A 23750-nucleotide genomic window follows, 5' to 3' on the forward strand; every position below is an offset into this window, starting at 1 on the left:
CCGGGCAGCAAGTGCCAAGCGGGGCAATAAGCGATACGAGGAGAATCCTGAATGGGAACCAGTTTACAGCCGATTCACACACTGTCACCGGGCGCCAATCTAAACGCCTACATCCAGACAGTGAGCGGCTTTGAGGTACTCTCTGCCGAGGAAGAAAAGAAGCTCGCGGAAGACCTCTACTACCACGAAAATCTCGAGGCAGCCCGTCAGTTGGTTATGTCTCACCTGCGCTTTGTTGTGCACATCGCCAAATCCTACTCCGGTTACGGCCTGAACCAGGGCGACCTGATTCAGGAAGGTAACGTGGGCCTGATGAAGGCGGTGAAGCGTTTCAACCCGGAAAAGGGTGTGCGTCTGGTGTCCTTTGCGGTGCACTGGATCAAGGCGGAGATTCACGAGTTCATTCTGCGCAACTGGCGCATCGTTAAGATTGCGACCACCAAGGCGCAGCGCAAGCTGTTCTTCAACCTGCGTGGCCAGAAGAAGAAGCTGGCGTGGCTGACCAACGACGAAGCCAAGCGTGTGGCGCAGGAGCTGAATGTCGATGTGCAGCATGTACACGATATGGAAGGCCGTTTGGCGGCGCACGATGCGGCGTTTGATGCCGGTGTGGATGACGACGAAGATTCCGCGTGGCAAGCTCCGGCGCACTACCTGGAAGACCGCCGTTACGATCCGGCCACCATGCTGGAGCACGATAACTGGCAGGAAACCAGCGTAAACAACCTGACTGCTGCGATGGATCAGCTGGACGACCGTAGCCGCGACATCATCGAAGCGCGTTGGTTGAGTGAGTCCAAAGCGACCTTGCACGAGCTGGCCGACAAATACGGCGTTTCTGCTGAGCGTATTCGCCAGCTTGAAAAGAACGCCATGAAGAAAGTCCGGGTGGCGATGGAGGCCTGATAGCCTTCTCACTGACCGGATTGAAGAACCGCGCTACTGGCGCGGTTTTTTCGTATGTGGGTTGCTCGGTTTAGTGGTATTCAGTTTAAAAGCGAGCTTGGTGGCGGGGAGGCACCGGGTGCTGCTTTTTGAAACCGCTGTGAACCCATCCATGGGCGCTGCGGCGGCGACGTCCCTGTCGCCGACGCTTTCAAAAAGCAGCACCCGGCACCTCCCCTTCGCAGCGACCCCTGTAATTCGATTGCCGATTGGAAAGGAAAACCCTGATGGCTAAATTGTATTTATTGCTGGCCGCATTTTTTGGTGGCACCGGCGTTATCCTCGGCGCCTTTGGCGCTCATGGGCTGCGTGACAAGGTCGCGGAAAATCTATTGGAAGCCTACAAAACCGGCGTGCACTATCAGATGATACACGCGCTCGCACTGATTGCCGTGGCTATTTTGATCCAGCAAATTGGTGCAAAAACCTCACTGATTGTGAGCGGCGCGCTTTTTGCGGTTGGCATTTTATTTTTCTCAGGCAGCCTTTACGGCCTGACCTTTGGTGGACCGAGAATCCTCGGACCAATCACACCACTTGGTGGCACATTGATGATCGGAGGCTGGATAGCCCTGTTTGTCGCCGCCTTAAATTATTCAAAATAACCACCAACCCAAGGTGGTAAGAACACAGAAACATGAATTGAAGGCCAAGTGCCGGGTATAAGTTTTCAGAAGCGTCGGCGACAGGACGTCGCCGCCGCAACGCCCATGGATGGGTTCACAGGGGGGCGCCTAGCCTGGTTCTGAAAACGTATACCCGGTGCTTGACCGCCCTAGAACTTGCTACGACGCACTCGAAAAAAGCTACGTAGCCCAGAGGTAAAGATGCAAGAAGAGCCAAACAACGAACAAGTGGGTGAGGAAGAAGAATTTCCCTACCGCACCGAGTTCAAAAAGAAATCCATCCGTAGCTACGTGATCCGCGGCGGGCGTATGACCGAAGGTCAGCGCAACGCGTTTGATAACTACTGGGGCACGTTTGGCCTGTCTCTTTACGACGGCGCGATCAACCCGGCAGAGGTTTTCGGTGCCGAGGCCCCTGTGGTATTGGAAATTGGATTCGGCATGGGCGATTCCCTGCTGGAAATGACCAAGGCCGAGCAGGATAAACACTTTATTGGCATCGAAGTGCATCCACCGGGTGTCGGCCGTCTGATTAACAATGCCGGCAAGGAAGAGGTCAAAAACCTGCGCGTGTATATGGCCGACGCCATCGACGTGCTGAACGACTGTATTCCCGACGCCAGCCTGGATCGTTTCCAGCTGTACTTCCCCGATCCGTGGCACAAGAAAAAGCACAACAAGCGCCGTATCGTGCAGCCCGAGTTCGTGAAACTGCTGTGTAGCAAGCTCAAACCCGGCGCGCTGATGCACATGGCCACCGACTGGGAAAACTACGCCGAGCAAATGCTCGAAGTGCTCGAAGCCGAGGACATGCTGGAGAATGCCGCCGGTAAAGGGCAATACGCCCCGCGCCCGGAATTCCGTCCGCAGACCAAATTCGAGCGCCGCGGTGAGCGTCTTGGCCACGGTGTGTGGGACCTGCTGTACAAAAGAAAATAAGCCGACAATATAGCGAGCCGCGGGGGAAATGGGCCGCGGTTCGCTGTGCTATCTTGTGTCTACCGGTAAATGGATGCTCCGGAGCAACAATGACAACAAGCCCCACCACCGCCCGCAAATTCCTGCGCACGCTGCTGCTTGGCGGCGCCCTGCTCCTGTCCAGTGGCCAGGCCGTGTCCGATGCGGAAGGCACCCTCAACCTGTATCTCAATGGCGGCTATTACTGGTTTGACGACCAGCGCCTCGATGGCACCCCCTACTTCGGATTTGAGCTGGACGATCGCGCCGGTGGCGGTATCGGCTTTGGTTACAACGTTACCGATCGCTGGGCTCTTGAAGGGGTTTACAACTACTTCAGCGTCGACGTGCAGGATACGTTTGAGGATGTCGAGGTGCAGAATTACCATCTCGACCTGCTGTATCAATTTGCCGGACGCTTTTGCGGTAACTACGACTGGCAGCCCTATGTGGTGGCGGGGATTGGCGAGTTGCGTATCGACGAGGACACTTTCGGCTACCCGTTTGACTGGTACCGCCGCCAGACCATGGTCAACTTTGGCATGGGCGTGAAGTACCGTCTCCACCCGCGCTGGCAAGTGCGCGGCGATGCACGGGGGTTCCAGGGTGTGGAAGAAAGTGGGCTCGACGCCTATGTGAGTATGTCGATCGGCTACCAATGGGGCGAGGACCCGGTGGCAATTTACGATCGCGATGGTGACGGCGTCTATGACGACGCCGACGAATGCCCGCAGACACCGCCAGGTATCGATGTGGATGTTCGCGGCTGTCCCATCGACACCGATGGCGATGGCATACCGGACTATCTCGACCTCTGCCCGAATACGCCCATGGGCATGGCGGTCAATGAAGATGGCTGCCCGCGCGAAGGCTACGACCCCTACGAAATGTCGAAATAGCCGCGCAGGGGTCGTATCGGGTCAGCGTGTTAACTACCCGAGCGCGCTGCCTCCAGTGCCTCGGAGACTTCCAGCCACGCCATTTCCAGTTCTTCCAGGCTTTCCCGCGCCTCGCCCTGCGCTTTGGTCAATTGGGTAATTTCATCCTGGCGGCCACCGCTGTAGAGATCTTCATCCGCGAGTTTCTCTTCCAGCCGCTGTACTTCCTTTTCCGCCTTGGCCATCTTCTGCTCGATACTTTTGAGCTTGTTGGTCAACGGCTTGAGTTGCTCGCGCAGGGCTGCGGCCGCGCGCCGCTGGGCCTTCTTGTCTTCGGCGGGCTTGTCGTCGGTACTCGGCGCGTCATTTCCGGACTGACGTTTTTCTTCACGCTTGAACGCCAGCAACCACTGTTTGTAATCATCCAGGTCGCCGTCGAAGGGTTCGGCGCGGCCGTCTGCCACCAGAATAAACTCGTCAGTGGTGTTCGCCAGCAGGTGGCGATCGTGCGATACCAGAATGACCGCCCCCGGGAACTCCGCCAGCGCCAGCGTCAGTGCATGGCGCATTTCCAGGTCCAGGTGGTTGGTCGGTTCGTCCAGCAGCAACAGGTTGGGTTTCTGCCACGCCAGCAGTGCCAGCGCCACGCGGGCTTTTTCACCGCCGGAAAAACCGCCCACCGGTTCGAATACCCGGTCGCCGATAAAGCCGTAGCCACCCAAAAAGTCGCGCAGTTCCTGTTCGCTGGCATCCGGCGACAGCCGCTGTACGTGCAGTATGGGTGAGGCCTTGGAATCCAGCGCTTCCAGCTGGTGCTGGGCAAAGTAACCGATCTTCAGGTGCTCGCCGCACTGGCGCTCGCCACTGAGCAGCGGCAGCTCGCCGGCGAGGGTTTTGATCAGTGAGGATTTACCGGCGCCGTTGGGGCCCAGCAGGCCGATGCGTCGACCGGGCTGAATGCCCATTTCCACGCGCGGCAGAATGGTTTTGTCGGGGTAACCGATTTCCGCCTCGCGCAGATCCACCAGTGGGTTGGAAACTTTCTCGGAAGCCGGCAGGCGGAAACGGAATGGTGAGTCTACATGCGCCGGGGCGATCTCGGCCATGCGGTCGAGCGCCTTCAGGCGGCTCTGGGCCTGCTTGGCCTTGGTCGCCTTTGCGCGGAAGCGACGCACGAAATCTTCCATATGTGCGCGCTGGGCCTGCTGCTTCTCGTATTGAATTTGCTGCTGTGCCAGGCGCTCGGCACGGGCCCGCTCAAACGCGGTGTAGTTGCCGCTGTAGAGTACCAGATCCTGCTGTTCGAAGCTGATAATGCCGTCCACCACCGCGTCCAGGAAATCCCGGTCGTGCGAGATGATTAGCAGGGTACCGGGGAAGCGTTGCAGCCACTGCTCCAGCCACAGGGTGGCATCCAGATCCAGGTGGTTGGTGGGTTCGTCGAGCAGCAACAGGTCAGCCGGGCACATCAGTGCGCGCGCCAGGTTTAAACGAATACGCCAGCCACCGGAGAAGCTCTGCACCGGACGCTGCTGATCGGCATGGGAGAAGCCCAGGCCATCCAACAGCTGCGCGGCGCGCGCCGGGCCCGAATAGCCGTCGATTGCGGCCATGCGCTCGTGCAGTTCGCCAATGCGCTTGCCGTCGCTGCCATCGGCCTCTGCGGCTTCCAGCGCCTGCTGTAGCTCGCGCAGGCGGTGGTCACCGTCCAGCGCGTAGTCCAGGGCGCTGCGGTCACTGGCCGACACCTCCTGGGCCATATGCGCAATTTCCCAGCCCGCCGGGACTTCGACACTGCCCGCGTCGCTCTCCTGCTGCTTCAGCAACATCTTGAACAGGGTGGATTTGCCGCAGCCGTTGGCACCGATGATGCCGACCTTGTGGCCGGGGAAGATGCGGCAGCTGGCGTCGTTGAGCAGGTCGCGCCCGCCCACTTGCAGCGACACCCCTTGCAGATTGATCAATGGAAACCTCTTTGATTTCGCGCGATATTGACTAGGCTATCCCCATAACAATGTCGTCGCATAACAATTTCGCCGGGATTCTATCGTGACAGAAACCGCACCTCCATCACCGCCGCACTCTCCGTCAAATTCGCCTTTGCAGAACCCCCTGTGGGATTTCAGTCTCGAGTTTTATCGCCAGCCGTCGGTGGCCGACTTCCTGCTGGAGTGTCAGGACAGCAAAGGGGCGGACGTATGTCTGATGTTGTGGGCCAGTTACACCTGCGCCTGTGGTCGCCAACTGAGTCACGAAAGCTGGCGAGTGGCGGATCGGGGGTTGGCGCCGCGGCGTCGCATGATCAATACCGTGCGCAACCTGCGCCGCTTTGTAGGGCGTATTAACAAGCAGAGCCGGCTATACGAATGGTGCAAGCGCAATGAGATTCGCATGGAGCAGCGCCAGTTGGCCGCGTTGTGGAAGCTGAATGGAGAAACCTGGCCGGAGACGCGCTCACCGCTGGCGTTGGCCGGAGAACAATATGGTCTGATGCAAAAAGATCAGGCCCGCTGGGCGGGCCTGATCGATGCCTATAGCTCTCAAGATGCCTATAACGCTAGCACGCGTGCAGCAGGCTCAGGCTTGGGCAATGAAGGAGCCGGTGATCGCACAAGTTAGCTCTTGTGCTTGTGCTCCTCAGGGCCGTAGTGCGGATTTTCCTCAGTGGAAAACAGGCTCTTGGCCGGCGTGCTTGGGGTGATGCTTGGGGTTACCGGGGTCGCGGCCGCAGCGCTGGACTCGGGTACCATTGGTTTCGGTTCGGGCTTCGGCTCTGATGTTTTGCTCATTACCGGTGCCGGAGATGCGCTTACTGGAGCGGCTGCGGGCGCGGCTGCGGGCGCGGCGGCTGGCGCTGGCTGAGCGGCCGGTTTCGCGGCGGCGCCGTTAGATTTGTCTACTGCAGGCTTTTTTGACGGCTTCTTCGGTGCGGCCTTTTTGGCGGCTGGCTTAGCTGCAGGTTTTGCGGCGACCTTCTTGGTTGCGGCTTTCTTCGGTGCAGCTTTTTTAGGGGCTGCTTTTTTCGCTGTCGCTTTCTTGGCTGGGGCTTTCTTGGTTGCCGCCTTCTTCACTGTGGCCTTTTTGGCTACAGCTTTCTTCTCGGCGGCCGGCTTGCTAGCAGTCGCTTTCTTGGCTGCCGCTTTTTTCTTTTTCGGCTTGCTCGCGGCCTGCACTTTTTTGGCCGCCGCATCACCGGCTTTCTTCACGGCTTTTGCAGTCTTGTCGGACAGCTTGGCGGCTGCGGCAGCGGCCTTGCTTCCGCTCAGCGCTACCATGGCTTCCTTGGCAAGCTTTTCTACCTTGGCCAGCGCAGACTTGGCTGCGTCGGCTTTCTTCTTGGCAGAGGCCTTGGCGGCCGGGGTCTTTGCCTTGGCGCCGGCAGCGCGGGCAGTCGCGACTTTGGCTTTGGCCTTGGCTACCTGAGTCTTGGCCTTGTCGGCATCTTTCGTGGCTTTCTTCAGGGCCTTATCGGCATCGGCCACTTCCTTGGCTCGTGCTTTTTCAATTTGGGTGGCGATCTTGGCGATCTGTTTTTCAAGAGCGTCAATGGAAACAGCGGCTTTGCGTTTGGCGGCCATGATTCAATATCCTGCGGTTGGAACGGGTTGTGAAAATCGTTATTAAAAGGGGGCCCCGATGACTCTCCCCAAGACATCCCCCAAGATATCTCGGTGTGACAGAACCACCTCTCTGCCGGAGAAAAAAGTCGAGGTCTAACGCTGATAATAGCGCTGTTATTTGCTTCGTGCATCCCTGCAGCACACAGGATTTTTTAACTTTTTAATAACTGCGGCATAAGGCTTTCAAATTTCCAGCATACCCTCAGCCCGAATTGCGCCTGTCAGCAAAATGAAACAACCGCGAAGAATCGCTGTCCGATGCAGCGAATGCGATAAGAGTATGGTGGTGTGCAGGTCGTTCGCGCATGGGTTAGACTTGCCGTTCGCTGCGGTCCGGCTTGCGATACTGTGATCTGCCGCACAATGCACCTGGGTGTCAGGGTGTACAACAGCGGCATAGGCAGGGAATACAGGACCTGCTCGATTAATACCGGTGCTCGCCATCGCTATTTACAATGTTTCACGGAAATAAAGAGACAACTCTCATGAATAAAACTTCTTTGGCTGCTGCGATTGCGTTGGGTATTGCACTGGTCGGTTGTAACAAGCAGGAGTCTGCCGGTTCTGCAGACGTCAAACTGGAAACCCAGGAGCAGAAGGTCAGCTATATCATCGCTGAAGATATGGCTAACCGCCTCAAGAGCCAGGAAGTCGCCCTGGACCCGTCAATTGTTGCCATGGCGCTGCAAGATGTCGCTAGCGGTCGCGAGTCCCGCCTGAGCCAGGAAGAAAAGCAAAAAGTGATCCAGGTATTCCAGGAAAACATGCAGGCCAAGCAAAAAGAGCTGATGGAGAAGCAGGAATCTGACTTCAAAGCGTCGGCGGATAAGAACCTGGAAGAAGGTAAGAAGTTCCTGGAAGAAAACGCCAAGAAAGACGGCGTACAGACCACCGATTCCGGCCTGCAGTACAAGGTGATTACCGAAGGTACCGGACCGAGCCCCAGCGAAACCAGCGTTGTTGAAGTGGACTACAAGGGCACGCTGATTGATGGCACCGAGTTCGACAGCTCCTACAAGAACGGCAAGCCGGTTCAGTTCCCGGTGAATGGCGTGATCAAGGGTTGGACCGAAGCACTGCAGCTGATGAAGCAGGGCGCGAAATGGGAGCTCTACATTCCTTCTGAGCTGGCCTATGGTCCGGGCGGTGCCGGTGGTCTGATCGGCCCGAACGCGACCCTGATTTTTGAAGTGGAGCTGCATAAGGCCGACGCCAATAGTGACGAAGCTGCTGCAGAGAAAGAGGCGGTTGAGGAAGATCAGGGAACCGAGTAATCGCACATCGGTTACCAAGTTGCGCGGTTGCGCGCTGATCAAAAAAGGGGCCTGCGGGCCCCTTTTTTATTACTGACGCATTTTGGTGCGTAGAGTTATTTCACGTGCTGGTACACACGAGATAGTGTGATCAGGCCAGCTGGTTTTTGTGCGCGGTGTGCAGGGTATCGATCATGCGGTCTTCCGCGGCAAAACGGGTTTCCAGCGCGACGCCCAGCTCTGACAGATCCTGTACCAGCGCACTGAGGTCATCGGTTTCCTGGTACTTGTCGTTGAAGTCGACAGCGACATCGGTGGTGCCATCAATCTCCCGGTACAGCGCTTTGGCCTGCTGTAACCCTTCGGTGTCACCAAAGGCCTGGCCTTCCTGTATCAACTGATCGTAGACCTCAAAGTGGCCGGCCGAGACATAGTCCACCAGCTGCTGGCACAGGGTGCGGACACTGGTCTCCGCGGCCTTGTCGCCATCGGAAAACTCCTTGTGGTCCGACAGCTGGCAAAAGCTTACCAGCAGCGCCTGACGGGATTGCAGCCAGCGGTCAATAATCTGGCTGACGCCGCCCCAGCGCTCTTGCGCATTCTTACAGTTCTCCAACATCTCCAAGTTTCCTTTTGTGTCTTTTACAACTGCTCATACGAATGTAGAAGCTTCTCCCGCCGTGGGCAAGGCGGGCGCCGGAAAAAAACTGGAACGGGACGGACGTCTGGTTTTTGCTAGGCCGAGGTGAGAACCGGTAACAGCAATGCGGTCAGCGCGCCGCACAAACCCATGGCCAGTGCGGAAAAGGCGCCGCACAGGGCGCTGACCTCCAGGGCGCGTACGGTGCCGATGGCGTGGGCGTTGATGCCGAGGGTGAAACCGGTAACCCGTTCGTCGTGGACACCCAGCAACCGCATAAGGGAGGGACCAAACACCGCGCCGACAATCCCGGTAAAGGCCACCACGCCCGCGGCGAGGCTGTGAATACCGTTCATCTGTTCGGTGAGTGCGAGGGCTACGGGCGTAGTCACGGACTTGGTGGCCAGCGCAACCAGTACCATGTGACTGCCACCGAGCAGTAGTGCGATGACCACCGCGACCAGTGGCGCCAGCACGGCGCCCACTAGCAGCCCAAGCATCAGCGGCCAGCCCGCGCGCCGTACCATGACCAGATTTTGTTTGAGGGGAATGGCGAGGGCGACCACCGCGGGGCCCAGTAACAGATACAGTAAGCCGCTGCCCTGCTGATAGCCGGCAAAGTCGACGCCGAGCAGCAATAGCCCCGCAAACACCAGCAGGCTGCCGCCCACCACCGGGTGCAGGATTGGCGTACCGGTGCGTCGGTAGATTTTCAGTGCCAGCCAGAAGCCCGCGATGTTCAACGGCAGTATCACCAGTGGGTGGGCAGCGGATAGCGGTTGCAGAAAACCACTCGCAACCTGCTCCAGCTGGGACAGCCACTGTAACCACAGGTTGCGCATTTCACTGCCCATGATCACCTCGGCGGCGGGCGCGTCGCTGAATCAGGTGGTTTAACAGCAGTGCGGTGAGCGTCAGGCTGATCAGAGTGCCGATCACCATCGCCGCAATCAGCGCAAACCAGTCGCCGCCAGAGAGGTCCCGTAGAAAATAGATGCCCACAGTGGCGGGCAGCAAAATCAGTACCAGCAGACGCAGTATCTGCTCAGCCACCATGCCCAAGCCATAGGGCACGCGCCCGTAGAGCATCAGTACAAGCAGCAATAGCAGCATTCCCAGTACCGGACCGGGTACCGACAGCGACAAACTCGCGGCCAGCGCGCGACCGGCGAAGTCAAACGTCAGCAGTAGTCCCGCGCCCAGCAACCAGTGCAGTGCTTTGCCGGGCCACGATTTCGATTCGGAGGGCATGGTGAAGGTTCGGTCAGCCCTTGCGGAACGCCTGCCACAGGCCAAACAGGATCAGGCCCACAAAGCCCACCGCGGCCCATCCGGGAATGGACAGCCCCAGAAAGGTCCAGTGCACCTCGGCGCAGTTGCCGTCGCCGGTCAGCAGGGTTTTGATCACTTCGGCCATGGGGAACACTTCGACCATGTAGCTGATACCGGGGCCACACGCCGGTACTTCGTCTTCCGGCAAGCTCTGCAGCCACAGTTGGCGGCCGGAGAAGTAGAGGCCACCCAGTGCCCACAGGGAGACGACAAATCCGTAGATGCGGCGGCCGATACTGGCAGGGTTGTGCAGGAAAGCTATCAGCGAGGTGATGCCGACACCGAGGAACATGACCCGCTGGGTGATACACAGTGGACAGGGTTCGAGGCCCATCGCGTATTCCATATAGAACGCCACACCGAGTACGAATATAACGGCGAGGAACATCAGTAAAAACGTGGTGCGCGGGCTTGGCAGGGTCATGGTGTCTTCCGGTATTTATTCGTTAACTTGTTGGCGGAAACGTTCGGCCTGTTGGCTCAGGTCGGCAAACAGCTGCTGAAATTCCTGCTCCAGTGCGCGGCGGTCGCGTTCCAGCAGGGGCAGCATGTCGACCAGGGGTTGCGGGCGTCGCAGACGCTGACCGACCCGTTCGAGGGTGCGTTGGATCACATCGACCTCGCGGTAGCCGGGGAGCAGTTTAAATTGCTCGGCGCGTTGAATAAACGTTTGTGCGTTTTCTGGGATCCACTGTTGGCGCTCGCGGAAGTTGGACCAGCACTGTTGGGAAAAGGTTTCCAGGGGGTGGGGATGCCACTGCTCCCAGCTGTTGGCGAGCAGGTGGTCGAACCAGATATCCAGCGCAATGCCGCCCAGGCGTCGCCACCCGGGGCCGAGACGCGTGAGCGCGCTTAGAAAGGCAGGGTGCTGGTCACTCAGCAGGTCGATGCGCCGGTGCAGGCGCATGCCGTCTTCAATGGATTGGGGGCGGGCGCCGGTAAGCGGGCCTTTGACAAAGTCCCCGAGCAAACCGCCCAGTTGCCAGTCCGGATCCGGGCCGGAGAGCAGCAGGTGGGCGAGGTAATTCATCGGTGCTCAGAGGTCTTTGTGGCAGAACACATACTGGGCGTAGTACTTGCCAAGGAAGTCTTCGAAGGTCCCGGTGTCCGCGTCTTCCACCGCTTTTTGTTTCTGTCGCGACTCTTCTGCCAGGCGCTCGAACTCGGCCTGCTCTTCATCGTTCAATGGACGGTCGATGAAATACTCGCGGTGTTGTTCGGCCTTGTCTTTGGCCCACTGGAAGAAGGTCTGCCCGTGTTCGTGCATCTCCGCCAGCATGTGCGCCGCCGGGGTGAGGGTCTTGCCGCTAATCTTGTCGCGCTGGACGTCCACAGCGCGCGCGTAATCTTCGCTCTGCCAGGCGCTGTCCAGCAGTTCCGCCAGCGGCGTAATCTGGTCGAGCAGCTCGTTGGCCCAGTCGGTCAGTTTGCGCTCGCCGCCGTTGTGGATAAGTTGCATTTGCGGGTCGCGACCCTGGTAGACGATACGCGACAGGTTTTCCTGCACCGCGCGGTAGTCGGCTTCGTCGGTCTGCGGGCTGTCGCTGAGCAGGCAGTGCAGCAGGAACGCATCGAGGAAGCGCATTTGCGGTGCTTCGATGCCCAGCGGCACAAACGGGTTCAGGTCCAGGCAGCGCACTTCAATGTATTCCACCCCGCGGGCATCCAGTGCCGAGAGTGCGGTCTCGCCCATCCCGGCAGGGTTTTTCGGGCGGATCGGTGAGTAGAACTCATTTTCGATCTGCAGCAGGCCGGTGGACAGCTGCTGGTAGTGGCCCTCGGCATCCTTGACCCCCAGCTCGTGGTAGGCCGGATAGGGTTTGGAGATGGCGGCACACAGGGTGGACAGGTAGCTCGGCAGATCGTTGTAACAGACGATCAGGGACTTCTGTGCATCGCTGGTGTAACCCAGGTCGCCCATGCGCAGGGAAGTTGAGTTGGGTGCGAACAGGCTGCGGCCGTCACCGTTGAAGGGCTGCAGCTTGTGCTCGCGATCCTGCACGAAGGTGCCGCACACCGCCGGCGCCGCGCCAAACAGGTGGATCAGCAGCCAGTACTGGCGGCGGAAATTGCGGATCAGGTCGAAGTAGCGGCGGGTCTTAAAGTCCTGCAGCGACTCACTGCTGTTTTCTTTGGCCTGCAGCCACTGCCAGAAGGTATCCGGCAGGGAAAAGTTGTAATGGATACCGGCAATGGTCTGCATGGCGCGGCCGTAGCGCAGGCCCAGACCAAGGCGGTAAATAGTCTTCATGGTGCCGCTGTGGGAGCTGCCATAGCGCGCGACCGGGATATCTTCATCGCGGCCGATGCGGCCGGGCATGCTGTTGACCCACAGGCGCTCGTCGCCGATCTGGCTGTAGGTAAAGCGGTGGATCTGGTCGAGTTTTTCCAGGGCCTGTTCGGGCGTGGCCACCGGCGGGGTAATAAATTCCAGCAGCGCTTCAGAGAAATCGGTGGTGATGCACTCGTGGCTGAGTGCGGAGCCGAGCCCGTGCGGATGGTCTGTCTGTGCCAGTTCGCCTTCCGGGGTGACCCGCAGGCCTTCCTTTTCAATACCACGGCGAATGCCCTTGAGCAGGTCTAAGCCTTCTGGCTTGGCCAGTTCGGCCAGGTTGAACGTGGGCAAGGGTATCTCCTGTGGGCTGCCGGCTGCATACCAAGTGCGCTAACTGTGGCGCGCTGATGAATCCGCCAAACGGCGTCCGGCTTAAATGGGGGCATCCCCGGTGATCTCAAGCGGCAAACCCGAGGCATTGTCCTCGGGTCTCGCCTGGTTGGGGAATTTCAGGTCGTTGGCTCAGGCCTGTGGGGCAACGGGTTCAGAGGGCGGCTCGCTGCTCTCCAGCTTGGCCGCCGCATCCGCTGCGGGTTCCGCAGCTTCTGTAGGTTCGTCGGTTGCCGGTGCTGGTTCGGGATCGACGTCGGCCTCGAGCGGCGCTTCGCTGAGCGCGTCCTCGGGCACCAGCGGCTGGCGTTTGGTGTCCAGCTTGCATTCCAGCAGCTCGATGCGCAGGGAAACGTCGCGGGTGTTGGCCTCGAACATCTGATTGATGGCGACGTCCTTGTGTTCGGTGCGGAACAGCTTGGTGTGCTCGCGGCCGTCAATCCAATCGTTGCCTTTACTTAAAAACTGCTGGTGCTGATTGGTCAGCACATAGACATGACTCATGCGGTGGGATAACTCTGCTCAGACATTGGAGCCAGTGTAGCGGTGCTCGGGGGGAGGCTCAAGGACTGGAGGAGTGGATCCGTACCCGGTAGCGCCACCGCTACCGGGATAGGTTAAAGATCGGGCCGATATAGACCGAATCGACAGGATTTACACCGGCTTAAGCGGGTAGTGCTCTGGGTAGGGCAGGCGTGCGGCGCCGCTATCTACCGCCGCCTGGGCCACCGCTGCAGCCACCTCTGGCAGCAGACGGGGGTCGGTGGGCTTCGGCAGAATATAAGAAGGGCCAAATGCCATTTCCACGCCACCGTAGCCCGCGCGCACTTCTTCTGGCACTTCTTCCCGCGCCAGCTTGCGGATCGCCTCAATGGCCGCAAGCTTCATGTGCTCATTGATGCTGGTGGCGCGCACATCCAGTGCACCGCGGAAGATAAACGGAAAGCACAGTACGTTGTTTACCTGGTTCGGGTAGTCCGAACGGCCGGTGGCCATGATCAGGTCGTCGCGGGTTGCGTGCGCCAGCTCCGGGGCAATTTCCGGGTTGGGGTTGGAGCAGGCAAACACCACCGGCTTGTCGGCCATATGTGCCAGCTGTTCCGCAGACAGCAGATCCGGCCCGGACACGCCGAGGAACACATCGGCACCCTCGATGGCGTCATCCAGGGTGCGCATTTCGGTATCCCGCGCCCACTCGCCCTTGTAGGCGTTGATATCGCTGCGCCCGGAGTGGATGACACCGCGGCTATCGAGCATGGTGATCTGTTCTTTCTTGGCGCCTGCGCACAGCAATAACTTGCAGCAGGCGGTAGCGGCGGCACCGGCGCCCAGGCACACGATACGCGCGTCTTCGATGTTCTTTCCCTGGATTTCCAGTGCGTTCAACATGCCGGCAACGGTCACAATCGCGGTGCCGTGCTGATCGTCGTGGAAAATAGGTACCGAGCAGCGCTGGATCAGCGCCTCTTCAATGTGGAAGCACTCCGGCGCCTTGATGTCTTCGAGGTTGATGCCGCCGAAGGTGTTGGCGATGGCCGCGACGGTCTCGATAAAACGCTCCGGGCTGGGTGCTTCCACTTCAATGTCCACGGAATTGATATTCGCAAAGCGTTTAAATAATAGCGACTTGCCCTCCATTACCGGCTTGGATGCCAGCGGGCCCAGGTTACCGAGGCCGAGGATGGCGCTGCCGTTGGAGATGACCGCCACCAGGTTGCCCTTGCCGGTATAGCGGTAGGCGGCTTCCGGGTCTTTGGCGATTTCGCGCACCGGCTCCGCTACTCCCGGGCTGTAGGCGAGGGAGAGGTCTTCCTGGGTTTCTGCAGGTGTGGTGAGTTCCACCGATAATTTGCCCGGTGTCGGCAAGGCATGGTAGTCGAGCGCTGCCTGGCGTAGAGAGTCGGTCATCAGGGTGTCATCTTCTTGTACTTGAAAGCGCCCGGTGTTCTGCAAGCGGGCGCGGGTTACCGCAGCTGTATTGATTTTATTGTGGGGCAGTTTGCGCGCCTATAGTGGAAATATTGGGATGACTATCCGTCCACGGTGGTCAAAACCGGACATTCCAAAATAGGTTTACTAATACTACCCCCAAAATTGGTTACAGATGAAATAGTTTTCGTGATTTATGTGTATTTATTGAATGAATGAGTCACGGGGTTGGCGGTCGCCAAAAGGTCGCTAATCGACGGGGGTGAAGTAAATGCGGCGGTGGGTAAAGTTAGCGAAGAAATTCCAGTGTTTCTGCGGCGTCCACCGCGATAAACCAGCGTTTGTGCCCGGGATTTTTGGCCGCGTATTTTGCGCCGCGATCCACCAGCCAACCGCGCGTCATCAGCTGTCGATTGCGCCAGTTCTTCTGCCGTTTCAGGGATGGCGCACTCCTGGGGTCAACCCGCAGTGCCACGGGTCCATCCAGATCCAGCCAGATATATCGGTTGTGGTGCGCCTTAGTTACTTGCCCGGTAAGCAGCACAAAACCGCCATCGCCGGGGCGCACCTGGGAAGCCGTCACTACCGGCCATACGCCCGGTGACCAGACCCCGCGCTGGTACTGGCGCGCCTCGCGCTCGCGGCTGGCTAGGCATTCGCTAAGTGCGAGGTTGGGGGCCACCGCAATATGGAAGGCGAGACCGGCGGACAGCAGTGCAGATTCCAGGCTGTCGCCGCGGTGGTTGTAGACGTAGGCCAGGACGCGGCCATGGTTGTCGCGGCGGTCGCGGTCGTAGACCAGTTCCAGATCGCCGCCGGCGAGAAAGCGTTCGGTGAAATCCTTGGCCTCCTCGGCCAGGGGCTGAGCCGGGCGTTTGCGGTGGGCCAGCTCCGGCGTATTGACGCCGATCAGCCGCACCCGGCGGCCGTCTTCGAGGCGCAGGGTATCGCCATCGATCACCTGCTTGAGCCCCACCACCTCATCGGCGCCGCCTAGTACACAGTCAGCACGGGCCGCATTCGCCTGCAGGGTTGCGATCGCCAACAGCCAGGCACAAAAAAAGACGCCGAGGAATGTCCTGGGCGTCTTTTTTGTCGCAACCGGGATAGAGCGAATCTTCCCGGTGCACATTTCGGTAGCGCTTTCTCTTACTTGGAGATGCGGCTGCCGAAACGCTTCTTGAAGCGATCTACGCGGCCGCCAGTGCTCGCCTGCTTCTGCTTGCCGGTGTAGAACGGGTGGCAGTTGGAGCAAACGTCGAGCTGGATGTCTTTGCCCAGAGTGGAACCCATTTTGAAGGTGTTGCCACAGGAGCAGGTTGCGGTAATTTCGGCGTAGTTCGGATGGATATCGGTCTTCATGATTGCCTCTTTTCGACACCGCCACCCAGTCATTTGTCGCTGAGCACGGAATCGGCATTGGTGTAGGGGATAAATCCCCGGGCTGTTTAAAAAGTCGGCGCATACTATCAGATTAGCCTGACGATTCAAGCGGAACCTTCTGCGTTATCATCGCGTCTTTGTGCAATCAGTGCACCAGCAGTAGTGAGCAGTGGAGATACGTGCGTTGGGGTTAGTCGCGGCAGAGCAAAGCCAATCTAGAGAACCATCGGTCATTTTGCGCCTGGCAGTGCCGGTGCCCCTGCGCCGCGTGTTCGATTACCTGCCGCCAGCGGGCGCGAATCCGGCGCATCTGCAGCCCGGGCAGCGCTTTCAGGTGCCGTTTGGCAAGCGGGATCTGGTGGCCGTGCTGGTCGAGGTAGCCGCGGAATCCTCCCACACCGAACTCAAGCCGGCCACCGCCTGTATTGACCCCGCGCCGATCTTCGATGCGCGCAGCCGCCAATTCCTGCAGTGGGCGGCCGACTACTACCAGGCGCCCATTGGCGAGCTCTATGCTGCGGCACTGCCGGTCGCCCTGCGCAGGGGCAAGCCCGCAGACCACTGGGCGGAGCAGTGGCTGGAGTTGACCACCGAGGGCAAGGGCCTGCCGGAGACCGCACTCGCGCGCGCCAAGAAACAGCAGGCCCTGCTGCAATTGCTGCTCAGCTCGGGTCGCCAGAGCCGCACCGCGCTGAACGCCCGCGGCCTCAACAGCAGCGTGTGCAAGGCATTGATCGAGCGCAACCTGGCGCACTGGGTGGCTGGGCCCACGGCCCCACCGCCGCTGGAAGAGGTCGCGCCCCGCCCCGCCCCGGAATTGAATGACGAGCAGCGCCAGGTGATCGATTCGGTGCCCGCCACCGGATTCAGTGCCTCGCTGCTGGAGGGCACCACCGGCAGCGGCAAGACCGAGGTCTACCTGCGCCTGATGGAGCGCGCCCTGCACGACGGCAAGCAGGCCCTGCTGCTGGTGCCGGAGATCGGGCTGACCCCGCAAACCCTGCGCCGCATCGCCGCGCGCTTCCCGGATTTTCGTATTGCCGCCCTGCACTCGGGGCTTGCCGATGGCGAACGCGCGCGCGCCTGGCTGTCTGCTGCCAGCGGCGTGGCGGATATTGTGATCGGCACTCGCTCGGCAATTTTTACCCCACTGCCGCGTCTCGGCATCATTCTGATCGACGAGGAGCACGATGGCTCCTTCAAGCAGCAGGACGGGGTGCGCTACTCCGCCCGCGACCTGTCGCTGGTGCTGGCGAAAAGTGCCGACGTACCGGTGCTGCTGGGCTCCGCCACCCCCTCACTGGAGAGCCTGCACAATGCGCTGAGCGGGCGCTATCAGCACCTGCGCCTGCGCCACCGCGCGGGCAACGCCAAGCCTCCACAAATCAGTGTGGTGCCGATCCTGCACCAGCAATTGCAGGAGGGCTTTGCGCCACAGGTGCTGCGGCATATCGGTGAGACCCTGCGTCGCGGTGAACAGGCGCTGGTGTTTATCAACCGCCGTGGCTATTCGCCGGCGCTGACCTGCGACGACTGCGGCTGGCTCGCCGACTGTCCGCACTGTTCCGCCAAGCTCACCCTGCACCGGCGCCAGCGCCATCTGCGCTGTCACCACTGTGACTACCGCATGCGCGAAGTGCACAGCTGCCCGCAGTGCCACAGCCGCAACCTGAACGCATTGGGTGCCGGCACCGAGCGCAGTGAAGACTTCCTTACCCACAGTTTCCGGGATTTCCCGGTGATTCGCGTCGATCGCGATTCCACCGCCAGTAAGCAGGCGCTGGACAAGCTACTGGAGCCTGCGCGCAACGGCGAACCCTGTTTATTGTTGGGTACGCAGATGCTGGCCAAGGGCCACCATCTGCCCAAAGTTACCCTGGTGGTGATTCAGGACGCCGACGGCGGCCTGTTCAGTGCCGACTTCCGCGCCCCCGAGCGCATGGGCCAGCTGCTGGAGCAGGTTGCCGGCCGCGCCGGGCGCGGCGACCTGCCCGGGCACGTGCTGGTGCAGAGCCGCTACCCGGAACACCCACTGCTGCAACTTTTGCTGAATAAGGGCTACGGTGCCTTTGCTCGCCAGCTGATGGACGAGCGCAAGATCGCCCAACTGCCGCCCCTGCGCGCCATGGCGCTGGTGCGCGCCGAGTGCGAAGAGCCGCGCTGGGCGGAAGAATTTCTCGCAAACGCCCGCGACTACCTGCAAGCCCTGGCACCACCGTCGCCGGAGCTGCAGTACCTGGGGCCGGTGCCGGCACTGCTCGAGCGCAAGTCCGGCCGCTTCCGTTTCTACCTGCAGATCACCGCCGAAAAGCGCGGCCTGCTGCAAAAGCTACTGGCGCAGTTCAGCCAGTGGGCGGAAGGCAATCGCAACCGCCGGTTGCGCTGGGCGATCGACATGGATGCCCAGGAGCTGTCCTAAATTCCGCACACAGCGCGGGGTTCAGGCGTTACAATTTGCCGCCTTGCACAAATAGATAAAAGACTGAGAGAACACGATGGCCCGCCGCAACACCCGCCGCTCACAACCCTCCGGCAAGCCCGCCTGGGTCTGGTTTGTACTCGGCAACTTTGTCGGCGGCTTCGCGGTGTTTGTGTTTTTGCTGAACGACATCAAGACCGGGCAGATGCAGGTGGCCAAGCGCGCGGAAAAGCCCGCCGCTGACAAGCCCGCCCCGGGTGAATCCAAGCCGCGTTTCGACTTCTACAAGCTGCTGGAAGAAAGCGAGGTCAAAGTCCCCGAGCCGAAAAACCCGCAGGTGCGGGTGCGCGACGGCGAAAAACCCGCGGAAGATTCGCCGGTGCAGAGCGAGCCCAAGTCCGACCTGGTGTATATCCTGCAGGCCGCCAGTTTCCGCGACAAAACCGAAGCCGAGCGCCTGCGTGCCCAGCTGATGCTCGCCAACCTCGACGTCAAAGTGGAATCCGCCACCGACAACCGCGGCACCTGGCATCGGGTCCTCGTCGGCCCATACACCAACCGCTCCAAGGTCGCCAAAGCCCGCAGTGTCCTCGCCGAGCACCGCCTGATGCCGCTGGTGCTCAAGCGCCCGGCGCAGGGATAAACCAATCCTTTCCGACTGCCCGGTTTTTACCGGGCAACATTGAAATCCCCCCTTCCCGACCACACTTAGTGCTTCTGAATCCAAAACGCAGAGGCACCAGTGGAACAATATCGCGGTACAACCATCCTCTCCTGCCGCCGCAACGGCAAAGTCGTTATCGGTGGTGACGGGCAAGTCTCCATGGGCAACACCATCATGAAAGGTAACGCCCGCAAGGTGCGCCGCCTCTACAACGACAAGGTCATCGCCGGATTTGCCGGCGGCACCGCCGACGCCTTCACCCTGTTCGAGCGCTTCGAAGCCAAGCTCCAGGCCCACAACGGCCAGCTCACCCGCGCCGCCGTCGAACTCGCCAAAGACTGGCGTACCGACCGTGCCCTGCGCCGCCTCGAAGCGCTGCTCGCCGTGGCCGACGAAACCGCGAGCCTGATCGTTACTGGTAACGGCGACGTCATCCAGCCGGAAGACGACCTGATCGCCATCGGCTCCGGCGGCCCCTTCGCCCAGTCCGCTGCGCGCGCGCTGCTGGATAACACCGAGCTGGATGCGCGCACTATCGTCGAGCAGGGTTTAAAAATTGCCGGCGACATTTGTGTGTACACCAACCACAACAACACGATTGAAGAGCTGAGTTACTGATCGCCAAACTGGCAACGAAGTATTCAGCTATGAATTGAAGGTCGGGTACCGGGTAAAAGATTTCGAAACCGTCGGCGACAGGACGTCGCCGCCGGAGCGTACAGGGATGTATTTATAGCGATTTCGAAATCTTTTACCCGGTGCCCGGCCGCCACCGCACCAGCTTCAAAGCACATAGAAGCGGGAACGAAGCGAAAAGAATCCGAGTAAAGACCATGTCCATGACCCCAAGAGAAATCGTTCACGAACTCGACCGTCATATCGTCGGCCAGGACGACGCCAAGCGCGCGGTGGCCATCGCCCTGCGCAACCGCTGGCGCCGCATGCAGGTCAGCGAAGAACTGCGCGCGGAAATCACCCCGAAAAATATCCTGATGATCGGTCCCACCGGTGTCGGCAAAACCGAAATTGCCCGCCGCCTCGCCAAACTTGCCGGCGCGCCGTTTATCAAAGTCGAAGCCACCAAATTTACCGAAGTGGGCTACGTCGGCCGCGATGTGGAATCCATCGTCCGCGACCTCGTCGAAATGGCCATCAAGCTCGAGCGCGAGCGCGCCACCGAAGGCGTAAAACAGCGGGCCATGGATGCCGCCGAAGACCGCGTGCTCGACGCCCTGCTGCCACCGGCACGCAATACCGACCCGCTGGAAAAAGACTCCGGCACCCGCCAGGTATTCCGCAAAAAGCTGCGTGAAGGCGAGCTCGACGACAAGGAGATCGAGATCGACGTTTCCGCCAGCCCCATGGGTGTCGAAATCATGGCGCCCCCGGGCATGGAAGAAATGACCAACCAGCTGCAGGGCATGTTCTCCAATATGTCCAAAGGCAAAACCCAGAAGCGCAAACTCACCGTCAAGCAGGCGCTCAAGCAGCTGACCGACGACGAAGCGGCCAAGCTGATTAACGACGAAGAAATCAAAACCAAAGCCATTCGCTCCGCTGAGCAAAACGGCATTGTGTTTCTCGATGAAATCGACAAGGTTGCCAAGCGCCAGGAAAGTGGCGGTGCCGATGTCTCCCGCGAAGGTGTGCAGCGCGACCTGCTGCCGCTGATCGAAGGCTGCACCGTCACCACCAAATACGGCATGATCAAAACAGACCACATTCTGTTTATTGCCTCCGGTGCCTTCCACCTGTCCAAGCCGTCGGACCTGATTCCCGAACTGCAGGGCCGCCTGCCGATCCGCGTGGAATTGAGCTCGCTGACCTCCAAGGACTTCCAGCGCATCCTCACCGAGCCCTCTGCCTCGCTTACCGAGCAGCAGAAGGCGCTGCTGGGCACCGAGGGCGTCAATCTGGAATTCTCCGAAGACGGGATTCAGCGTATCGCCGAAGTTGCCTTCGAGGTGAACGAAACCACCGAGAATATCGGTGCGCGCCGCCTGCACACGGTGCTCGAGCGCCTGCTGGAAGAAATATCCTTCGCTGGCGGTGACGGCGACAGCACCATCACCATCGATGCGGCTTATGTCGACAAACAGCTGGGTGAATTGAGTAAAGACGAAGACCTGTCGCGCTTTATTCTCTGATTCGCCTTGTCACCGGTGAGGGCCGCATTGCGCGGCCCTCGCTGTATCTCACGGTAGTTTGCCGCTCGCTTCTGACTGACTCTTGGTTTTGCCATGTCCGCACCGAAAAAAATTCGCCTGAACAAGGCCGAAAAAAACCTTTGCCTGCAATACGCCGATAAAGAGTTTGTGCTGCCCGCCGAATACCTGCGGGTCTATTCGCCCAGTGCCGAAGTGCGCGGCCATGGCGCCAGTGACGGTACATTGGTGGATGGGAAAATCCATGTGGGCATCGACAAGGTCGCTGCGGCCGGACGCTACGCACTACAGATCTTTTTTGACGATGGCCACGATAGCGGCATATACACCTGGGCTTACCTGCGCGAACTGTGCGATACCCAAGAGGAAAAATGGCAAAGCTACCTCAATCAGTTGCAAGCCCAGAGCAAGGGCCGGGACCCCGATGAGAGTGCGGTGAAACTGATTGGCTGAATCTACTCTCTAGGTCAGTAGCAAATCTGTCCGCAAAATCCTCTACACTATCGCCCCAGTCTTTAGCATCTCGCCACTGTTCAGCCTTTATCTTGGGCTGGCGGTAGGCGAATTTTTACCGGGGCACAGTATGCAATTTCATCGACTCCCTCTCGCGTTTGTTACCGCCTTCGGCCTGACCGTGGCTGCATGTAGCGATCCTGACACCCCCCCGAGTGCTTCCTCGAATCCATCGTCCAGTAAATCCGCGGCACAGTCGACGCAGCTTCCCGAGTCGCAGCAAACCAGCAGCTGGTACCGGGATGGCCAGGCTGCACTCGCGCACGCCCAGAATGTGGTAATCAACAATGAGCGCGGTGCGGCCAAAAACATCATTCTGTTTGTGGGTGATGGCATGGGCATTTCCACCGTTACCGCCATGCGCATTCTCGCCGGCCAGATGGCAGGCCAGAGTGGTGAGGAATACCGGCTGAGTTTTGAAACCATGCCGTTTGCCGGCCTGAGCAAAACCTACAACACCAACCAGCAAACACCGGACTCTGCTGGCACTGCCACCGCACTGATGGCCGGGGTGAAAACCAAGGCTGGCGTGTTGAATGTGGATGAGACCGTGGCCCGCGGAGATTGCGCGGCGAGCCTGCAGCGCCCACTCACCACTGCGCTCGAGCTGGCGGAAAATCTCGGCAAGAGCACCGGCGTGGTAAGTACCGCGCGCATCACCCACGCCACACCGGCCGCTACCTACGCGAAAGTACCGGAGCGCGGCTGGGAGGCCACTGCTCCCGAAGGCTGCAAAGATATTGCCACCCAGATGGTGGAGCTGGCGGCCGGCGATGGTATCGACGTGATCATGGGCGGTGGCCGTCGCAGTTTCCTGCCGCAAGAGGTGGAGGACCTGGAGGGCAAGTCCGGCAAGCGCACGGATGGTGTCAACCTGATCGACGCCTGGAAGGCGCGCTACAACGACGGTACCACCGAAGCGGTGTATATCGAAGACCAGTCCGGGTTCGACCAACTCGAGGTAGCCGATACCGACAAGCTGCTCGGCCTGTTTGCCAGCTCGCACATGCGCTACGAAGAGGATCGCAAGAACGACAAAGCCGGCGAGCCGTCCCTGTCACAGATGACCGCCAAAGCCATCGAACTGCTGAGCAAAAACGACAAGGGCTATTTTGCCATGATCGAATCCGGCCGCATCGATCACGGCCACCATGCGGGCAGCGCCTACAGTGCGCTGACCGACGGTGTGGAAATGGCCCGCGCGGTACAGGTGGCCATGGATAACACCAGTGCCGAAGACACCCTGATCATAGTTACCGCCGACCACAGCCATGTAATGACCATCGCCGGCTACCCCACCCGCGGCAACCCGATTCTGGGCAAGGTGGTCGGCAATGACGAAACCGGCGAGCCCAAGGAAAACGTATCGCTGGCGGCTGACGGTATGCCCTACACCACCATTAGCTACGCCAATGGCCTCGGCTTCGCCGATCTCGGTGACAGCGCCAATGCGGACGATCGCTACGATGATCCGGTCAATGCGGGGCGTCACGATCTCCACGCTATCGATACAGAATTAAGCGGCTTCCACCAGGAGTCGTTGGTGCCATTGGATAGCGAAACCCACGGGGGTGAGGACGTCGGTGTCTGGGCGCGTGGCCCCGGTGCGCACCTGCTTACCGGTACCAAAGAGCAGAATGTTGTTTTTCATGTAATGGTGCACGCGGGCGGTTTGCTAAAAGGGATTTAAAGCAATACGAAAAGCACAAATAAAAAAGCCGCACGTATAGTGCGGCTATAAGAGGGGCCATATGGCCCCTT

General features: G+C 59.7%; 24 protein-coding genes. 12 read left to right on the top strand and 12 right to left on the bottom strand.

What is annotated here, in order from left to right; translation table 11 throughout:
• Nucleotides 1-51 precede the first annotated feature (51 nt).
• From rpoH to ACP15R_RS16770, 4 genes are all read left to right on the top strand, one after another.
• Nucleotides 52-906 carry an RNA polymerase sigma factor RpoH gene (gene rpoH, locus ACP15R_RS16755; protein WP_010132063.1) on the top strand — a complete coding sequence of 285 codons (855 nt, stop codon included), beginning with the start codon at nucleotides 52-54 and terminating at the stop codon, nucleotides 904-906.
• A 266-nt stretch (nucleotides 907-1172) separates the two neighbouring features.
• Nucleotides 1173-1550 (top strand): DUF423 domain-containing protein, encoded by a 378-nt coding sequence (locus ACP15R_RS16760; protein WP_224868018.1) that lies wholly within the window; start codon nucleotides 1173-1175, stop codon nucleotides 1548-1550.
• 222 nt (nucleotides 1551-1772) lie between these two features.
• Entirely contained in the window at nucleotides 1773-2510 is a 738-nt protein-coding gene (trmB, locus tag ACP15R_RS16765; RefSeq protein WP_224868016.1) for a tRNA (guanosine(46)-N7)-methyltransferase TrmB, read from the top strand.
• Between the two features lie 89 nt (nucleotides 2511-2599).
• Complete coding sequence (locus ACP15R_RS16770) at nucleotides 2600-3427, top strand: outer membrane beta-barrel protein (protein ID WP_224868014.1); 828 nt, start codon at nucleotides 2600-2602, stop codon at nucleotides 3425-3427.
• 29 nt (nucleotides 3428-3456) lie between these two features.
• Here ACP15R_RS16770 and ACP15R_RS16775 read toward each other — a convergent pair whose 3' ends face one another.
• Nucleotides 3457-5370: an ATP-binding cassette domain-containing protein gene (locus ACP15R_RS16775; RefSeq protein ID WP_224868012.1), complete on the bottom strand. Its 1914-nt coding sequence runs from the start codon at nucleotides 5368-5370 to the stop codon at nucleotides 3457-3459.
• A gap of 85 nt (nucleotides 5371-5455) precedes the next feature.
• Here ACP15R_RS16775 and ACP15R_RS16780 point away from each other — a divergent pair, with 85 nt between their 5' ends.
• On the top strand, nucleotides 5456-6025 hold the full coding sequence (locus ACP15R_RS16780; RefSeq protein WP_224868010.1) for a TIGR02444 family protein: 570 nt from the start codon (nucleotides 5456-5458) through the stop codon (nucleotides 6023-6025).
• Here the strand turns inward: ACP15R_RS16780 and ACP15R_RS16785 are convergent.
• On the bottom strand, nucleotides 6022-6984 hold the full coding sequence (locus ACP15R_RS16785; protein WP_224868008.1) for a histidine kinase: 963 nt from the start codon (nucleotides 6982-6984) through the stop codon (nucleotides 6022-6024). The genes ACP15R_RS16780 and ACP15R_RS16785 overlap by 4 nt on opposite strands.
• A gap of 527 nt (nucleotides 6985-7511) precedes the next feature.
• On the opposite strand from ACP15R_RS16785, the gene ACP15R_RS16790 reads away from it, so the two are divergent.
• The gene (locus tag ACP15R_RS16790; protein ID WP_224868006.1) at nucleotides 7512-8300 is read left to right on the top strand and encodes an FKBP-type peptidyl-prolyl cis-trans isomerase; all 789 of its coding nucleotides are present in this window, start codon (nucleotides 7512-7514) and stop codon (nucleotides 8298-8300) included.
• A gap of 130 nt (nucleotides 8301-8430) precedes the next feature.
• Here the strand turns inward: ACP15R_RS16790 and ACP15R_RS16795 are convergent, their stop codons facing one another.
• The 10 genes from ACP15R_RS16795 to rpmE all read right to left on the bottom strand — a co-directional run bounded on the left by ACP15R_RS16795 (nucleotide 8431) and on the right by rpmE (nucleotide 16207).
• Nucleotides 8431-8898, bottom strand: a complete 468-nt coding sequence (locus ACP15R_RS16795) for an Rsd/AlgQ family anti-sigma factor (RefSeq protein WP_077407709.1) — start codon at nucleotides 8896-8898, stop codon at nucleotides 8431-8433.
• A 116-nt stretch (nucleotides 8899-9014) separates the two neighbouring features.
• Nucleotides 9015-9773 carry an LrgB family protein gene (locus ACP15R_RS16800; RefSeq protein ID WP_224868005.1) on the bottom strand — a complete coding sequence of 253 codons (759 nt, stop codon included), beginning with the start codon at nucleotides 9771-9773 and terminating at the stop codon, nucleotides 9015-9017.
• Nucleotides 9763-10170, bottom strand: coding sequence for a CidA/LrgA family protein (locus tag ACP15R_RS16805; protein ID WP_224868003.1), 408 nt, complete (start codon nucleotides 10168-10170; stop codon nucleotides 9763-9765). The genes ACP15R_RS16800 and ACP15R_RS16805 overlap by 11 nt, the downstream gene beginning before the upstream one ends.
• Nucleotides 10171-10183: 13 nt before the next feature.
• On the bottom strand, nucleotides 10184-10675 hold the full coding sequence (locus tag ACP15R_RS16810; RefSeq protein WP_224868001.1) for a disulfide bond formation protein B: 492 nt from the start codon (nucleotides 10673-10675) through the stop codon (nucleotides 10184-10186).
• Nucleotides 10676-10690: 15 nt separating this feature from the next.
• Nucleotides 10691-11281 (bottom strand): ACP phosphodiesterase, encoded by a 591-nt coding sequence (locus ACP15R_RS16815; RefSeq protein ID WP_224867999.1) that lies wholly within the window; start codon nucleotides 11279-11281, stop codon nucleotides 10691-10693.
• A 6-nt stretch (nucleotides 11282-11287) separates the two neighbouring features.
• Entirely contained in the window at nucleotides 11288-12877 is a 1590-nt protein-coding gene (gene gshA, locus ACP15R_RS16820) for a glutamate--cysteine ligase (RefSeq protein ID WP_224867997.1), read from the bottom strand.
• 171 nt (nucleotides 12878-13048) lie between these two features.
• A complete protein-coding gene (locus ACP15R_RS16825) occupies nucleotides 13049-13420 on the bottom strand; it encodes a hypothetical protein (RefSeq protein WP_224867995.1) in 372 nt (123 codons plus the stop codon).
• Nucleotides 13421-13570: 150 nt separating this feature from the next.
• A complete protein-coding gene (locus ACP15R_RS16830) occupies nucleotides 13571-14824 on the bottom strand; it encodes a malic enzyme-like NAD(P)-binding protein (protein WP_224867994.1) in 1254 nt (417 codons plus the stop codon).
• Nucleotides 14825-15134: 310 nt separating this feature from the next.
• Nucleotides 15135-15977: a thermonuclease family protein gene (locus tag ACP15R_RS16835; RefSeq protein WP_224867993.1), complete on the bottom strand. Its 843-nt coding sequence runs from the start codon at nucleotides 15975-15977 to the stop codon at nucleotides 15135-15137.
• A gap of 17 nt (nucleotides 15978-15994) precedes the next feature.
• On the bottom strand, nucleotides 15995-16207 hold the full coding sequence (gene rpmE, locus ACP15R_RS16840; RefSeq protein WP_010132044.1) for a 50S ribosomal protein L31: 213 nt from the start codon (nucleotides 16205-16207) through the stop codon (nucleotides 15995-15997).
• A gap of 205 nt (nucleotides 16208-16412) precedes the next feature.
• Between rpmE and ACP15R_RS16845 the strand changes: the two genes are divergently transcribed.
• The 6 genes from ACP15R_RS16845 (at nucleotide 16413) to ACP15R_RS16870 (ending at nucleotide 23679) form a co-directional block, all read left to right on the top strand.
• Nucleotides 16413-18647 (top strand): primosomal protein N', encoded by a 2235-nt coding sequence (locus ACP15R_RS16845; protein WP_263600987.1) that lies wholly within the window; start codon nucleotides 16413-16415, stop codon nucleotides 18645-18647.
• Between the two features lie 76 nt (nucleotides 18648-18723).
• Nucleotides 18724-19290: an SPOR domain-containing protein gene (locus ACP15R_RS16850; protein ID WP_224867991.1), complete on the top strand. Its 567-nt coding sequence runs from the start codon at nucleotides 18724-18726 to the stop codon at nucleotides 19288-19290.
• A 99-nt stretch (nucleotides 19291-19389) separates the two neighbouring features.
• The gene (gene hslV, locus ACP15R_RS16855; protein ID WP_010132036.1) at nucleotides 19390-19929 is read left to right on the top strand and encodes an ATP-dependent protease subunit HslV; all 540 of its coding nucleotides are present in this window, start codon (nucleotides 19390-19392) and stop codon (nucleotides 19927-19929) included.
• A gap of 215 nt (nucleotides 19930-20144) precedes the next feature.
• Nucleotides 20145-21458 (top strand): ATP-dependent protease ATPase subunit HslU, encoded by a 1314-nt coding sequence (gene hslU, locus ACP15R_RS16860; RefSeq protein ID WP_224867990.1) that lies wholly within the window; start codon nucleotides 20145-20147, stop codon nucleotides 21456-21458.
• 93 nt (nucleotides 21459-21551) lie between these two features.
• Complete coding sequence (locus ACP15R_RS16865) at nucleotides 21552-21929, top strand: gamma-butyrobetaine hydroxylase-like domain-containing protein (RefSeq protein WP_224867989.1); 378 nt, start codon at nucleotides 21552-21554, stop codon at nucleotides 21927-21929.
• 130 nt (nucleotides 21930-22059) lie between these two features.
• Nucleotides 22060-23679, top strand: a complete 1620-nt coding sequence (locus tag ACP15R_RS16870) for an alkaline phosphatase (protein WP_224867988.1) — start codon at nucleotides 22060-22062, stop codon at nucleotides 23677-23679.
• Nucleotides 23680-23750 lie beyond the last annotated feature (71 nt).

The sequence above is a fragment of the Microbulbifer sp. S227A genome (genome assembly GCF_049800935.1).

Bases quoted from the DNA above. Each gene is read 5' to 3' on its own strand.
- ACP15R_RS16770 (WP_224868014.1), top strand. From the start codon at position 2,600: ATGACAACAAGCCCCACCACCGCCCGCAAATTCCTGCGCACGCTGCTG.
- trmB (WP_224868016.1), top strand. From the start codon at position 1,773: ATGCAAGAAGAGCCAAACAACGAACAAGTGGGTGAGGAAGAAGAATTT.
- ACP15R_RS16760 (WP_224868018.1), top strand. From the start codon at position 1,173: ATGGCTAAATTGTATTTATTGCTGGCCGCATTTTTTGGTGGCACCGGC.
- ACP15R_RS16805 (WP_224868003.1), bottom strand. From the start codon at position 10,170: ATGCCCTCCGAATCGAAATCGTGGCCCGGCAAAGCACTGCACTGGTTG.
- ACP15R_RS16795 (WP_077407709.1), bottom strand. From the start codon at position 8,898: ATGTTGGAGAACTGTAAGAATGCGCAAGAGCGCTGGGGCGGCGTCAGC.
- ACP15R_RS16800 (WP_224868005.1), bottom strand. From the start codon at position 9,773: ATGGGCAGTGAAATGCGCAACCTGTGGTTACAGTGGCTGTCCCAGCTG.
- ACP15R_RS16835 (WP_224867993.1), bottom strand. From the start codon at position 15,977: ATGTGCACCGGGAAGATTCGCTCTATCCCGGTTGCGACAAAAAAGACG.
- ACP15R_RS16790 (WP_224868006.1), top strand. From the start codon at position 7,512: ATGAATAAAACTTCTTTGGCTGCTGCGATTGCGTTGGGTATTGCACTG.
- rpmE (WP_010132044.1), bottom strand. From the start codon at position 16,207: ATGAAGACCGATATCCATCCGAACTACGCCGAAATTACCGCAACCTGC.
- ACP15R_RS16850 (WP_224867991.1), top strand. From the start codon at position 18,724: ATGGCCCGCCGCAACACCCGCCGCTCACAACCCTCCGGCAAGCCCGCC.
- ACP15R_RS16870 (WP_224867988.1), top strand. From the start codon at position 22,060: ATGCAATTTCATCGACTCCCTCTCGCGTTTGTTACCGCCTTCGGCCTG.
- ACP15R_RS16825 (WP_224867995.1), bottom strand. From the start codon at position 13,420: ATGAGTCATGTCTATGTGCTGACCAATCAGCACCAGCAGTTTTTAAGT.
- ACP15R_RS16830 (WP_224867994.1), bottom strand. From the start codon at position 14,824: ATGACCGACTCTCTACGCCAGGCAGCGCTCGACTACCATGCCTTGCCG.
- ACP15R_RS16785 (WP_224868008.1), bottom strand. From the start codon at position 6,984: ATGGCCGCCAAACGCAAAGCCGCTGTTTCCATTGACGCTCTTGAAAAA.
- ACP15R_RS16810 (WP_224868001.1), bottom strand. From the start codon at position 10,675: ATGACCCTGCCAAGCCCGCGCACCACGTTTTTACTGATGTTCCTCGCC.
- ACP15R_RS16865 (WP_224867989.1), top strand. From the start codon at position 21,552: ATGTCCGCACCGAAAAAAATTCGCCTGAACAAGGCCGAAAAAAACCTT.
- ACP15R_RS16815 (WP_224867999.1), bottom strand. From the start codon at position 11,281: ATGAATTACCTCGCCCACCTGCTGCTCTCCGGCCCGGATCCGGACTGG.
- hslU (WP_224867990.1), top strand. From the start codon at position 20,145: ATGTCCATGACCCCAAGAGAAATCGTTCACGAACTCGACCGTCATATC.
- rpoH (WP_010132063.1), top strand. From the start codon at position 52: ATGGGAACCAGTTTACAGCCGATTCACACACTGTCACCGGGCGCCAAT.